The organism is Paraburkholderia sp. BR10882, assembly GCF_040948855.1.
Classification (GTDB): domain Bacteria; phylum Pseudomonadota; class Gammaproteobacteria; order Burkholderiales; family Burkholderiaceae; genus Paraburkholderia; species Paraburkholderia nodosa_A.
Genome location: NZ_JBFPKP010000010.1, coordinates 15,574 through 29,081, shown reverse-complemented (window position 1 = coordinate 29,081; position 13,508 = coordinate 15,574). Strand labels below are relative to the sequence as shown.

Below are 13,508 nucleotides of genomic sequence, written 5' to 3'. Positions count from 1 at the left end.
CCTATTATTAGCGAGGCTTAATTACAACTCAACCGACAGGGCACAACTAGTAGGGCAATGACTGTTCGGGGCCTCGCTGTCCAACATTTATCGTCGATGGGTCGGTCTCCCAAGGTCGAGGTCGAGTTCGTCTGACCTGGCAAGCTTCCACCGGCGGGTATTGGAGGGGCTGGCATGGCTGCAAGATCGATTCGTCGCGCATCGTTAAACACTTTTGCAGGCGTCGCGCGCGGTCAATTGGCGACATCGCTGACGACGCGGCATCAGCGGCTCAACCCCCTCAGCATCCTACATGCCATCTGGCTCCTGGGCCTGTCACCCGTGCCGGCGCTGGCACAGCAGATACCCACTGAACTGCCCAATCTCTCCGGGAGCGGAACCATCGACACTCCCCCCAACCACGTCCTGATTGTTGGCACCGATGGCACCGACACCGATTTCTCCGGCACGATCAACAACGCTGGCGTTGCGAGCGATCCCGTGTCGCTACAAGGCCAGTTTGTCAAAACCGGGGCCGGGACGATTACGATCAACGGCGCGACGATCCAGGGCGGCTCGGCTTTCGTGGTGGGCGGTGGACTGGCGCTCACCAACGGCAGCACCGCGATCGACTATCTTTCGCTGGGCACCGGATCGACGTCGTCGGGCACGTTGAACGTGGGCGGCGGCACGCTCACGTTCAACTCCGCGCTTCAGGTCGGCGACTTCGCCGGCACTGGCACGGTGACGCAGACCGCGGGCAATGTCGTCTTCGGTACGCCGGGCACGCCGGTGTCGCTGAATATCGGCAATCAGGGCGGAACGGGCACCTACAACCTGTTGGGCGGAACGGTCACGTTCGGCAACAGCGTCACCGACTTCGTGACGCTCGGCCGCAATACGCAAGGCAACCCGAGCAGCGGCACGCTCAACCTGAGCGGCGGCACCTTCAACGTGGCCAACGGGTCGCTGTTCCTCGGCTCGAACGTCGCGTCGACGGGTAGCGAGGGCACCGGTACGATCAACCAGACCGGCGGCACCCTGGCAATCGGCAGCGGGTCGAGACTGTTCCTCGCGGCGGCCGGCAACGGTACGTACAACCTGTCGGGCGGGACACTGCAGATTGGCGGGAATTCGCTGTTCGGCGACTTCAACAATCTGGGCGGCACGTATGCATTCAACCTCGGTGGCGGAACGATACAGGTGGTGGGTTCGCCGCTGAGCGCAGGCGTCAACGCAACGCTGGTCGGCGGCACGACATCGACCATCGACACCAACGGCCTCGGCGCGACATGGTCCGGCGTGCTCTCGGGAAGCGGCGCGCTGACCAAGGCCGGCAACGGCGTGCTCACGCTGACCAATGCGAACACCTATACCGGCATGACGACCATCTCGGCCGGCACGCTAGCGCTGACCGGCAACGGCAGCATCAATCTGACCAGCGGGATGTTGAACAACGGCACCTTCGACATTTCGGGCGTCACGACCACGCCGATACCGGGGATCCCGACCGGTGTCGTGCCGCTGCCGAACCTGTCCGGCAGCGGCACCGTGATCGATGGCACGAACATCCTGGTGGTTGGCACCGATAACACGAACACCACCTTCTCCGGCACGATCGTCAATACCGGCACGGTGAACGACGCGCTGCACGGCATCTTGGTCAAGACTGGCACAGGGACGTTCACGATCAACGGCGCGCGGATTCAGGCCGGCTCGGCTTTTGTCGTGGGCGGCGGACTGGCGCTCACCAGCGGCAGCGCCGCGATCGACTATCTTTCGCTGGGCCTCGGCAATGCGCTGGCGACGCAGGTGCCCGGATCGACGTCGTCGGGCACGTTGAACGTGGGCGGCGGCACGCTCACGTTCAACTCCGCGCTTCAGGTCGGCGACTTCGGCGGCACAGGCACGGTGACGCAGACCGCGGGCAACGTCGTCTTCGGTACGCCGGGCACGCCGGTGTCGCTGAATATCGGCAATCAGGGCGGAACGGGCACCTACAACCTGATGGGCGGAACGGTCACGTTCGGCAACAGCGTCACCGACTTCGTGACGCTCGGGCGCAATACGCAAGGCAACCCGAGCAACGGCACGCTCAACCTGAGCGGCGGCACCTTCAACGTGGCCAACGGGTCGCTGTTCCTCGGCTCGAACGTCGCGTCGACGGGTAGCGAGGGCACCGGTACGATCAACCAGACCGGCGGCACCCTGGCAATCGGCAGCGGGTCGAGACTGTTCCTCGCGGCGGCCGGCAACGGTACGTACAAGCTGTTGGGCGGGACACTGCAGATTGGCGGGAATTCGCTGTTCGGCGACTTCAACAATCTGGGCGGCACGTATGCATTCAACCTCGGCGGTGGAACGATCCAGGTGGTGGGTTCGGCGCTGAACGCAGGCGTCAACGCAACGCTGGTCGGCGGCACGACATCGACCATCGACACCAACGGCATCGGCGCGACATGGTCCGGCGTGCTCTCGGGAAGCGGCGCGCTGACCAAGGTCGGCAACGGCGTGCTCACATTGTCCGGCCAGAACACCTATACCGGTGTGACCAACGTTCGCGGTGGCGTGCTCAATCTGACCGGCTCGTTGCAGTCGCCGGTCAATGTGGAAGCGAACGGAACCCTGGGCGGGGCAGGAACGGACTTGAACACCGTCACCAATGCCGGAACGGTTGAGCCGGGCTTCGGTCTCCCAGCGGGGCAATTCGGTGTGATGACCGTCAAAAATTATGTGGGGGCCGGCGGCACGCTCGCGCTGCGCACGTTCCTCGGTCTGGATGGCTCGCCGTCGGACAAGCTCGTCATCAACGGCGGCCGCGCCGACCCTTCAGCCGTACGCGTCACGAACGCCGGCGGCTCCGGTGGGTTGACGACGGGCAACGGCATTCTCGTCGTCGAGACAACCAACGGTGGCACCACGGCGTCGGATGCCTTTACGCTCGCTGGCGAGGCGCGCGGTGGCGCGGAAGACTATCGTTTGTTTCGCGGTGGCCTCAACAGCAGCAATCCCGAGGACTGGTTTCTGCGCTCCTCGTTCGTCGTGCCGCCTCCACCGGGGGGAGGCGAAGAGGAACTGGAACCGGGAACCGGCACCGGGCCCCCACCGGATCCGCTGCCGCCTGGCATCTACCCGATCATCGGGCCGGAACTCGCCACCTACGGCGTCGTGCAACCGGTCGCCCGGCAGATGGGTGTCGAGATGCTCGGGACGCTGCATGAGCGCATCGGCGACACGCTTACGACGCAGAGCGGCGCAGCGGGCGGTTCGGGCTGGGCAAGCTCCGCATGGGGACGCGTGTTCGGCGGCCAGATCGACAACCACTACGAGGCCTACGCCGATCCGCGCGCGAGCGGCGGAGTCGGAGGCTTGCAGACGGGTCTCGACGTATGGCGAGGAAGCTTCCTGCCCGGCCATCGCGATGCGGCAGGCGTCTACTTTGCATACGGCTACGGCAGTGCCGATGTCGATGGCCTCGTCACCAACGCCGCGACAACCGGATACGTGCTGGAGCACACCGGCTCGATGCATCTGAATGCCTACACAGGCGGTGGCTACTGGACGCACTACGGCCCCAGCGGCTGGTATCTCGATGCAGTCGTGCAGGGTACGCACTACGACGGCGCCGCGACCACGCAGTTCGCGAATCTGCCGGTTCAGGGTACGGGCTTCGTGACATCCCTCGAGGGTGGCTACCCGATCCCGCTGCCGCTCGGCCCGGGTTTCGAGCTGGAGCCGCAGGCGCAAATCATCTGGCAGCATGTGTCGTTCTCCGACACGAACGACGGTCTGGGCGACGTGTCCCTCGGCTGCACGTCGGGCGCGACTGGCCGTCTCGGCGTGCGCGCGAAATGGACCATCGAAGGCAGCCATGAAGCGGTATGGCAGCCCTATATGCGTGCCAACCTGTGGCGGGATTTCAATGCCCAGGCCACCACGACCTTCGGCAATGAACCGGTGCCGCTGAATGTGCAGGCCACGCGGCTCGAGCTCGCCGGCGGTGTCACCGCCAGGATCAAGGATCGGCTGAACCTTTACGGACAGTTCGGCTACCAGTTCGCCGTAAGTGGAAGTAGCAATGTCCGCCGCAGTGGCGTCGAGGGCGATCTCGGCGTGCGCTTTCTTTGGTAGGTAACGCTGTAACTAGCGCTGCGACGTGTCGAGCGGCGCAGTCTATGTCGCGCGTACTCGACATCGATGCGCAGTTCTCGTTCTCTCGTCAAAGGCCGCCGCTGCACCTCGCGCGCGTCAGGTAAACCCCGCATGGCAACCTTGAAGTCCGGTGTTTAACATCCCACGACGTTACCGGTAACGTCGCATGGTACGCAAACATGCTTTCTGGCCAGGCACATCACTATAAGGAGACGGGAATGCGTCCATCGGGAGTCGCCGTGCGTGCACTGTACGCCGGCGTCACATTGCTCACGATTGCGTCGATCTCAGGTTGCGCGCACAACCAAACGGCTGCCACCCCCGATGGATTGCCGCTCGCAGTCGCTCCCACGCAAGCCGTGCCGCAACTGAAAAGCGTGATGGCCGCGCATTTCAAGGTAGGCGCGGCGATTGAACCCGATTCCATCGACAGTCCCGCCGATGCCGCGCTGCTGGCCGTCCAGTTCTCGAGCCTGACCGCCGAGAACAAAATGAAGCCGGGCACGATAGGCGTGGCCGCAGGCGAGTACAACTTCGCGCCGGCCGACCAGATCGTGGCGTTCGCGCAGGCGCATGGCCTGGCCGTGCGTGGGCACACGCTGGTGTGGCATTACAGGAGCGGCGAATGGACAGAGGCGCCGGACTGGTTCTTTGCAGGCGACGCCAAAGATCCGCATTATCACGATATCGTCGCGGCACGGCTCCAACGCTATGTGACCGATGTCGTCACGCATTTTCGCGGCAAGGTCTATGCATGGGACGTCGTGAACGAAGTCATCAGCGACGACCCGCATCAGGTCTATCGCGAAGACAGCCCGTGGTATCGCGCGCTCGGCAAGGACTACATTGCAATTGCGTTCCGCGCCGCGCGTGCGGCCGACCCTGACGTCAAGCTCTATATCAACGAGTACAGCACGGACGACGCGGCCAAGCGCGCGAAGCTGCTCTCCGTGATACGCGATTTGCGTGCTCAGGGCGTGCCGATCGATGGCGTCGGGCATCAAATGCATATCAGCATCAACTGGCCGCCGCTGCAAAATATGAAGCAGGCTTTCGACGACGTCGCCGCCCTCGGACTCGAAAACCAGGTGACGGAACTCGATGTCAGTCTCTACAGCGACCCGGGCGCATGCTGGAGCCATCCGCCTGCGTGCTTGCCCGATCTCGGCCAACCGGTGCCGAACGACGTGATGCGTGCGCAGGCGCAGCGGTATCGCGCGGTGTTCGATCTGTTCGAGCACGAGCCAAGCATCAAGGCCGTCAGCTTCTGGGGCTATTCGGACAAGCACACGTGGCTGACCTCGATACCGGTGCCGCGTACCAATCTGCCGCTGCTATTCGACGCGAACCTGAAACCGAAAGCCGCGTTCTGGGCAATAGCCGATTCGTCGTGGCAGCCGTAAGGCGGATGGCGAAATTGATAGTCCACGATCTTTCCGCCGACGTCCAGGCATCCGTCATATTGCGGCGAGAGAGCTTCGAACAGAATGCGGTCGTCTGGGGGCCATCGGAAGAGAGATCGGAGCAGGCCGGAAGGCCCATGTGGCGGAAGGCAGCCGACTCCTCAGTTGCCGGCGAAGCCGCGCCAGGTTTGACTCCCACCCGACCGCACTACCCCGTACCCATCATCCTACCCACACAGCAAAATCAATCGCCTGGACAGGCCAGAAAATGGCACGCGGGCGCTTCCGATCCGCTCATTAGAGAGGACATCACCCAACCTGACACAGCGAAACCCAGTCGGCCGATTCTTGATTTTTTTTCAAGGATGTATTGATTTTACGTATATGCAAATTTCCCTTCCAATGAGGCACACTGCCGCTCGTGCCATCTGTGAAGAAAAACAATTCGAGGGGAACTCGATGAGCATTAAGCCGAAAAGAACCACACAAGGTCCGACTGCGGCACTTCCGGAACCACCGCCTCCATGGCTTGACAGCGTTCTACAGGCTTTGGAAGCCGATACGACTGCCGAGCTTTCAATGACAGATATTGCGGTTTCCGTGAACTTGTCGAAATCCTATTTTTTTCGCATTTTCAGGCGAAGCGTTGGATATACGCCCCATCAATGGAGGTTAAGAATTCGCATTGCCGCCGCGCAGATCGATTTGATTGAACTCCATGACGGGATCGCGCAGATTGCGCAACGATATGGCTTCAGCGATCAAGCGCATTTCACGCGTGTCTTCAGAAGACTCGTCGGAAAAACACCTACCTCGTGGCTGGCCAACGAAGCGCCGGTCATGACCTTGACTACGTGACTAATGCCCGCCCCTGACAACCTTTCCAGAATCTCGACTATTGCCTTGTCGAGCGCTGCCCTACCGCATCCCATCACTTCGCCATACTCGCTCAACAGCCCGCGAAGACTGTTGAACTGCATCGTGCGGAATTTCACGAGTTGCTGACGCATACGACGATGCAGCGCAAGCACGGCCTGCGGCACATCATACCGGACCGCGTTATTGCGACAGAGCCCCCAAGCGCCACCGTCCAGGACTCACGCCCGTGACCCGCGTGAAGCTTCGCGTGAAATGGCTCTGATCCGCAAAGCCACAAGCCTGCGAAATCGCACTCAAAGGCATCTGAGCATCGCGCAGATACGCTTTGGCCAGCTCGATGCGCTGACTGACGAGCCAGCGATAAGGCGGCAGTCCCGTCGTCTGGTGGAAAGCCTTAAGAAAATAGCCACGCGACAAGCCGCATGCGCGCGCCACGTCGGCAAGCGAGATCTTCCCGTCCAGGTGCGCCAGCAGCAGTTCCTTCGCGCGACGCTCCTGCCACGGCGCGAGCCGGCTATGCAGTTTGTCCCTGCGCGCGTTGACGCGGCCATACTGGTGTGCGACGTGAGCCTGGAATGCGAGCGCCACGTGATCGACGAAGAGTTGGGTCGCTTCGTCCGGTCGAGCCAGCGCGGGCAGCAACGCCTGACCAAGACCGTGGATCACAGGATCGACGACGCTTCGATGAGGCGGCAGATAAAGCTGTGGGCGTCCGCGGCCGCCAACGTCATCGACCGTCTCCTCGAGCGACTCGCGGGGCAGATGAAAATGAATGCAATCGAATACGCCCTTGAGGTCCGCCACCCAATTGCGGTCGAGGTCGTGGACCGTCACAGTCCCTGCGTCATACGGCACGAACGGTGCGGGACGCCCGTCGAGCCATAATTCCTGTTCGCCGAAAGCGCGCAATTGCAAGACGATGAGATCGGCGTTCTCGAGTTCGTATGGCGCGGTTCGCCCCATGTTCCGGCGCGCGCTCTTCAGCCGGCTAATGCCCATTTGCCCACCGGGCAATACCTGGCTGCCCACCCTCTGTCGTACGTCTGCCGGAATGAAATCGGAGGACGGTAAGTCCGGCTGGGTAGCGCTCATAGGGGCTGGACGAAGAAACCAAGGATGGTGTTCGAGAGTCTACCAAATCGAAATAACCGCTGCGGCGGCGTGTGATGTTCCCCACGCTGTTTGGCGCCGGTCATAGCGAGCCGCAGCGAATGGAAGCGCACAGCGTCGGTGCTTTGCCTATGGCTAACAGTCGCACTAGATGATCTGTGGAAAGAGCGCCACGCCTGGCTTCATCGCGCGCTTGCGACGGCGGCGCAGTGTGAGCGGCGCGCGCGGAATATCGAGCCACGTGCGCGCGGCAAGCCGCACCGCACGATCGAACGATTCGTCCTCCACGGTGCAGCGCCCATCGATGGTGATCTGCCAGCCGTCGCGTGTGCGCGTGCAACTCACACGCTCGTCCTCCATAAGATCCGCGTACCAGCGCCATACGCGCGCGTCGTCGAGATTCGCACGCACGGCGGCACGCAACCGCGCGAGTTCCAGTTCATGCAGATGCGTACTCATGGCGCCCCCTGTCGATACCCTTCATTACCAGCCGAACTTCGCTTCCACGCCGACATAATCCGCATTGCGTGCACCGAGCGCACGCAGCGAATCGCCCACCTCGAAATGCACCGCTTCGAGTGCGAGTGCCACGTTGTCGCTGACCAGCCAGTCCGCGCGCACCTGCGCATACATGCCCGTCCAGCGATTGCCCTTGCCCGCCGTACCCGGCACCACCGCCGTGCCCTGGCCGTAGACCGCATCCGCCGTCGTGTCACGCCACTGGAAGCCCAGCGCCGTGAGCAGCGTCACCTTCGGCGTCACCTTGAACGTGAGCGAAGGCTTCACGTGAATCACGTTGCTGTAACCCGTGTAGCCAGCCAGCGTGAAGTAGTAACCATTCGGAAAAAGCGGATTGAACGTTTCCACACGGCCGTCGCCGGGATGCCGGTCGCCGGATGCGCCGTCAACCTGGAGCCCGAGACGCGGCGTGCCCGGCAGCGCGGCGAGCGTATAGCCGCCCAGCGCACCGAATGCCCACGCGCCCACCGTATCGGCACCCACGCGACCGGTCTGCACCATGCCTTCCACGTCCCAGTCGAACTGTGCCTGTTTGCCTGCGTAGCGCGCGTCGAACACGTCGCGCCGCTCCTTGCCGCTCGCATCGAGAAATCGCGCGTTGTCGCGCTCGTAGCGCGACCAGTACGCCGAGAGATCGCCCGGCCCCGTGTTCGCGCGCTCCACGCGCACGCCGCTGAAGGTGAGGTGACCGTTCGAGACGTCGTCGAACACGGCGGTGTCGCGGTACTGCACGGGCTGCGTGAGGTAGCCGATGAAGCGCCACTTGCCGATCTCGTAGTCAGCCCACAGCGCGTCGAAGGCCTGGCGCACGTTCGGGCCGTCGCGCACGGAAACGAAGCGCTGCAAGTCGAACGCCATTTCCTGCCGGCCCACGCGCGCCTTGAACGTGCCGCCGCCCACGCCGTAGACGAACGCCACGAATGCCTGCTCGATATCGAGCGGGTTCTTGTCCACGGGGGTGACGGAGTCCTTACCGAATGGCCGCGCGTCTTCGAGCTGGAAAAATGCCTGCACGTGCTCGCCGAAGTGTGCGTCTGCGTGGACTTCGGCGCGCTGGATCACCCAGCTGTCGGGCCGCGCGCTGCCAAGACCGAAGAGCGGCGTGTTGTTGAGTTCGAAACGCTCGCGCAGGTTCGCACCCAGTGAGAGATACCAGGTGGGATCGCTCTTCGAAAGCGGGATGTACTTGAGCCCGTCGAATGGCCTGCGCGGCAGGCACGGATTCGCGAGCACGCCCCAGTCTTCCTGCCAGCGGTTGAAGCCAGGCACGGGGCGCTTGACGTCGCACGTGGGCGTATTGTCCGGCGCGTTCGTTCCCGTCTCTGCGAATGCCGCATGGGCGCTCATCATCAGCAGCCCGGCGGCAGCCGCAACGCCCGCGGCCCTTTTCTTTCGACGCCCGCGCGTCGTGCTCGACACCATGTTTTTCCTTGCCGTTGACGGCGTGTGTTTGATTTCGCGAGACGTACGAAGGGCAGGCGCCCCGCCGCTTCGATTCGTTCGCGTTATGCCGGGTCGGCGGTTGCCGCGCGCTCGTGCTCTCCGGTGGTCAACGCGAGCGCAGCCAGCGCGCACACGGGCACGAGCAGCGCCCAGAAACCCACGTAGCGCAGGCCGAGCGCGCCGCCCACCGCCCCCGCCGCAAACGCCGCGATGGCCGGCATCATCTTCGCGAACCGGGCGCGCGCCGCGGCGCGCAGGCTCTCGGGCGCGCCCGTGTGCACCATGTCCACGACGTCGAGAATCGCCTGCGTGACGTTGCCCGTCATCACCGTATTCGGCACGGCGGCCCGCACGATCAGGCGTGGATGCGCGTTCTGCACGCCCATCGCGAACGCGCCGAGCACGCCGGCCACGACCACCGGCAGCGTGTCGGGCTGGCTGACCGGCGATGCCCAGACGCCCGCGAGACAAAAGCCGAGCATCAGCACTGCTTGCACCGCATGAAGCAGGCGCGCGCCCTGGCGCGCGTGCTGCCCGCTGAGCGAGCGCAACAGCAGGCTGCTGCCTGCCACGCCCGCGCCGAACGCCGGGAACACGATCAGCTTGAGGAGCACGCCCTGCCCGTAGCCAGCCACGCCTGCGCCGATCAGCACGAAGTTGCCCGTGACGTGCGCGGTGAAGAGTCCGAACAGCGCCACGAAACTCAGCGTGTCTACAAAGCCCGCGACCGCCGCCAGGATCGTGTCCTCGTATTTCATTTCGCCGCGTTGGCGTGGATTTCGGCGATGTACCCGCCCGGGAACTGGACGATCGCCGCGTTGCGACCGTCCGAGGTGAACGCCGGCACCAGCACCTTCACACCCGCGGCCTGGGCCTTTTGCAGCGTCTCGTCGAGATTCGCCACTTCGTAGCCCGTCGTTTCGCGCCCGAACGGATACGGCAGACGGCCGTCCGTCACCAGCACGGTCATCTTGCCGAAGCCCGATTCGATCCGCACGCGCCGATACGTCTCGTCCGGCCGACCGATTTCAACGCCCGGCGCCTTCGCCTCATCGGACACCACCTTGCCGTGAGAGAACTTCACGAAGTCATGCACCAGCTTGTGCAGGCTTTTCGGCGAAACGTACACACGGTTCTCGGGAACCATTTGGAGCGCGTCGTAGTGCGGGGCCTGGTTGTGCCAGTAAAGCTGCATGTTCACGCCGTCCGCCCACGAGATGATCGCGTCGCGCCCGATCGGATCGGGGAAGGTGTCGACGATCACGTCCGCTCCATGCGCGCGCGCCGCCTTCACTGCCGCGTCCATGTCAGTCACGAGGTAGCCGGTACGCTCCGAGCCGAAGGGATACGGCACCGGCGTCTTGAAGCCGAACACGGAGATCGTGCCCGACGGTGTGAACACGAGCTGCGACATTGTCTGGCTCGGCGTGGGCGTGACCTGGAACACGCCCTGTTTTGACTTGCTGCCGCCGAAGGTCGCCACGAAGCTGTCCGTGAAGCGGTCGAAGTCTTCCGGGGCAACGTACACGTGCGTCGTATCGTACTGCGGGCCGACGGCCACGGCCGGTGTTTCGGACTCCATCACAGGCGGCTTCGCGAACGACGCGGGTGCGGCGACAAGACCGCCCGCCACCATCAGCGCGAGCAGTGCGGAACGAAGTGCTTTCATCGTCGGATTTCCTTGTTTCATCATTGGTTTGTGCCGGTCAGTCGCGGATATCTTCCAGCAGCGTGGCCAGCACGAGTGCCGCGATCAGCCCGAGGTGCTCAAAAAAACTGTTCAGCGCCATGAAATGCGCGGCGCCCGTATGGTTCCAGAAGTCGTTGGCGACCAGCATGGCCACGAGCGTGAGCACACCCAGCGCGCCCGCACCGAGCCACGTGAAGCGGCGCAACACCACGCACAGCGAGCCGCCGATCTCCACCACGATCGCAAGCGCGGCCCACAGCGCGGGCGGATGCAGGCCGAAATGCGCCTGCTCCGCAATGGCCGCGTCGAAGTCCAGCAGCTTGTCCACGCCACCGATCAGCCATGCGGAAACCAGCGCAACGCGCACGAGCGGCGCAACCCATGGCTGCGCAAGCAACGCGCGAATCCACGCCGGGTTGCCCCGGCCCGTGAACGCCGCCACGTCAGATCGCCCAGCACGAACAACCGAACGCGCCCCAGAAGCCCTTCGCATCCGAGGTCGGCAGCGCGCTGCCCCATGCGCTCCCGTGCGCATGGCCATGCAGGTTGCACGCGCTCGCACAGGCGCATAGCGCCGCCGCGGCCGCGCGCTGCAATGGCGCGCCAGTCTGCTGCGTCGCGCCCCAGCCGCCGTAGCCGCCGTACTGGCGCACCGGCGACCAGTCGGGCATCGCGGGCGGGATCGGCGCGTCGTGCTCCGAGAACGGACCCGCGCCCCACACGATCCGGCCGTCCACCACCGTAAGCAGCGCTGTGGTGTCGGCGATATCGTCCTCGGCGCAGGCGAAGAAGTCGCGGTCCGGCACCATCAGGTCGGCAAGCTGCCCCACCGCAATACGGCCCTTCTTGCCCTCTTCATTCGAGAACCACGTGACGTACTCGGTCCACATGCGCAGCGCCGTTTCCCGATCGAGCAGATCGCGCTGCGGATACAGGCGCAGGCCGCCCACCGTCTTGCCGCTCACGAGCCACGCAAGCGACACCCACGGGTTGTACGACGCCACGCGTGTGGCGTCGGTGCCCGCGGAGACCTTGATGCCTTTGGCGAGCATCTTCGCGACGGGCGGCGTGGCCTCGGCCGCGCGCGCACCATATCGTTCGACGAAATATTCGCCCTGGTACGCCATGCGGTGCTGCACGGCGATGCCGCCGCCCAGCGCCGCGATGCGGTCGAGCGAGCGATCCGAAACGGTTTCCGCGTGATCGAAGAACCAGTTCAGCCCTTCGAGCGGAATGTCGCGGTTGACCTTCTCGAACACGTCCAGCGCGCGGCTGATGGTTTCGTCATAAGTGGCGTGCAGACGCCACGGCCAGCGGTTCTGCGCGAGCACGCGCACGACGCCTTCGAGCTCGCCCTCCATCTCCGGCGGCAATTCAGGGCGCGCCACGCGGAAGTCCTCGAAGTCGGCCGCCGAGAACACGAGCATCTCGCCCGCGCCGTTATGCCGGAAGTAATCCGAGCCATCGTGATACTTGACGCTCTGCGTCCAGTTCACGAAGTCTTCCTTTTCCGCGTCCGGCTTCTGCGTGAAGAGGTTGTACGCGATGCGCACCGTCATCTCGCCCGCGTCGTGCAGCTTGCGGATGACTTCGTAGTCGTCCGGATAGTTCTGCGAACCACCGCCCGCGTCGATCGCGCCCGTCACGCCCAGGCGGTTCAGTTCGCGCATGAAATGACGCGTCGAGTTGTACTGGTACTCGGCTGGCAGCTTCGGCCCCTTGGCGAGCGTCGCGTAGAGGATCGTCGCGTTCGGATTGGCGAGCAGCAGGCCGGTGGGCGTGCCCGTGGCGTCGCGCAGGATCGTGCCGCCCGGCGGCTCCGGCGTGTCCTTCGTGTAGCCCACCACGCGCAGCGCGGCGGCGTTCAGCAGCGCACGATCGTACAGGTGCAGGATGAACACGGGCGTGTCCGGCGCGGCCGCGTTGAGTTCCTCGATCGTGGGCAGGCGTTTCTCGGCGAACTGGTGCTCCGTAAAGCCGCCGACCACGCGCACCCATTGTGGCGCGGGCGTGATCGCAACCTGCTGCTTGAGCATCTCCATGGCAACGGCGAGCGAGCGCACGCCGTCCCAGCGCAGTTCCATGTTGTAGTTCAGGCCGCCGCGGATGAGGTGCAGGTGATTGTCGATCAGGCCGGGCAGCACGGGGCGCCCCTGCAAGTCGATGACGCGCGTGCCGCGTCCCGCGAGCGGCATGACGTCCGCCTCGCCGCCAACCGCGACGAAGCGGCCGTTGGCGATGGCCACGGCGCTGACGAGCGGGTTGGAGCGGTCCAGCGTGGTGATGCGTGCGTTATGAAGAATGAGATCGGGGTGGCTGTCGGTTGCGCTCAC

General features: G+C 64.2%; 10 protein-coding genes and 1 pseudogene. 3 read left to right on the top strand and 8 right to left on the bottom strand.

All coding sequences use genetic code 11. The annotated features are described in order from the left end of the window. Window positions 1–321: 321 nt before the first annotated feature. From AB3X99_RS24190 to AB3X99_RS24180, 3 genes are all read left to right on the top strand, one after another. Entirely contained in the window at window positions 322–4,110 is a 3,789-nt protein-coding gene (locus AB3X99_RS24190; RefSeq protein WP_368618379.1) for an autotransporter outer membrane beta-barrel domain-containing protein, read from the top strand. 239 nt (window positions 4,111–4,349) lie between these two features. Then, a complete protein-coding gene (locus AB3X99_RS24185; RefSeq protein ID WP_368618378.1) occupies window positions 4,350–5,534 on the top strand; it encodes an endo-1,4-beta-xylanase in 1,185 nt (394 codons plus the stop codon). Between the two features lie 384 nt (window positions 5,535–5,918). Next, on the top strand, window positions 5,919–6,392 hold the full coding sequence (locus tag AB3X99_RS24180; RefSeq protein WP_368602973.1) for a helix-turn-helix transcriptional regulator: 474 nt from the start codon (window positions 5,919–5,921) through the stop codon (window positions 6,390–6,392). Window positions 6,393–6,418: 26 nt separating this feature from the next. On the opposite strand, the pseudogene AB3X99_RS24175 reads toward AB3X99_RS24180, so the two are convergent. The 8 genes and pseudogenes from AB3X99_RS24175 to AB3X99_RS24140 form a co-directional block, all read right to left on the bottom strand. Next, a pseudogene (locus tag AB3X99_RS24175) lies at window positions 6,419–6,592 on the bottom strand (IS110 family transposase); the annotation flags it as partial. Between the two features lies 1 nt (window position 6,593). Beyond that, complete coding sequence (locus AB3X99_RS24170) at window positions 6,594–7,376, bottom strand: helix-turn-helix domain-containing protein (protein ID WP_368618377.1); 783 nt, start codon at window positions 7,374–7,376, stop codon at window positions 6,594–6,596. Window positions 7,377–7,670: 294 nt separating this feature from the next. Then, window positions 7,671–7,982, bottom strand: a complete 312-nt coding sequence (locus AB3X99_RS24165; protein ID WP_254316556.1) for a hypothetical protein — start codon at window positions 7,980–7,982, stop codon at window positions 7,671–7,673. Between the two features lie 24 nt (window positions 7,983–8,006). Further along, window positions 8,007–9,392 carry an alginate export family protein gene (locus AB3X99_RS24160; RefSeq protein WP_368618491.1) on the bottom strand — a complete coding sequence of 462 codons (1,386 nt, stop codon included), beginning with the start codon at window positions 9,390–9,392 and terminating at the stop codon, window positions 8,007–8,009. 155 nt (window positions 9,393–9,547) lie between these two features. After that, entirely contained in the window at window positions 9,548–10,243 is a 696-nt protein-coding gene (locus AB3X99_RS24155) for a YoaK family protein (RefSeq protein ID WP_368602971.1), read from the bottom strand. Then, a complete protein-coding gene (locus AB3X99_RS24150) occupies window positions 10,240–11,154 on the bottom strand; it encodes a glyoxalase (RefSeq protein WP_368602970.1) in 915 nt (304 codons plus the stop codon). Before AB3X99_RS24150 ends, AB3X99_RS24155 begins: the two co-directional genes overlap by 4 nt. Window positions 11,155–11,191: 37 nt before the next feature. Continuing rightward, complete coding sequence (locus AB3X99_RS24145; protein ID WP_368618376.1) at window positions 11,192–11,617, bottom strand: DoxX family protein; 426 nt, start codon at window positions 11,615–11,617, stop codon at window positions 11,192–11,194. Between the two features lies 1 nt (window position 11,618). Continuing rightward, window positions 11,619–13,508: an amidohydrolase gene (locus AB3X99_RS24140; protein ID WP_368602968.1), complete on the bottom strand. Its 1,890-nt coding sequence runs from the start codon at window positions 13,506–13,508 to the stop codon at window positions 11,619–11,621.

Excerpts from the sequence above, each read along its gene's own strand:
- AB3X99_RS24160 (WP_368618491.1), bottom strand. The coding sequence starts at position 9,392 with ATGATGAGCGCCCATGCGGCATTCGCAGAGACGGGAACGAACGCGCCG.
- AB3X99_RS24185 (WP_368618378.1), top strand. The coding sequence starts at position 4,350 with ATGCGTCCATCGGGAGTCGCCGTGCGTGCACTGTACGCCGGCGTCACA.
- AB3X99_RS24150 (WP_368602970.1), bottom strand. The coding sequence starts at position 11,154 with ATGAAAGCACTTCGTTCCGCACTGCTCGCGCTGATGGTGGCGGGCGGT.
- AB3X99_RS24170 (WP_368618377.1), bottom strand. The coding sequence starts at position 7,376 with ATGGGGCGAACCGCGCCATACGAACTCGAGAACGCCGATCTCATCGTC.
- AB3X99_RS24180 (WP_368602973.1), top strand. The coding sequence starts at position 5,919 with ATGCAAATTTCCCTTCCAATGAGGCACACTGCCGCTCGTGCCATCTGT.
- AB3X99_RS24155 (WP_368602971.1), bottom strand. The coding sequence starts at position 10,243 with ATGAAATACGAGGACACGATCCTGGCGGCGGTCGCGGGCTTTGTAGAC.
- AB3X99_RS24165 (WP_254316556.1), bottom strand. The coding sequence starts at position 7,982 with ATGAGTACGCATCTGCATGAACTGGAACTCGCGCGGTTGCGTGCCGCC.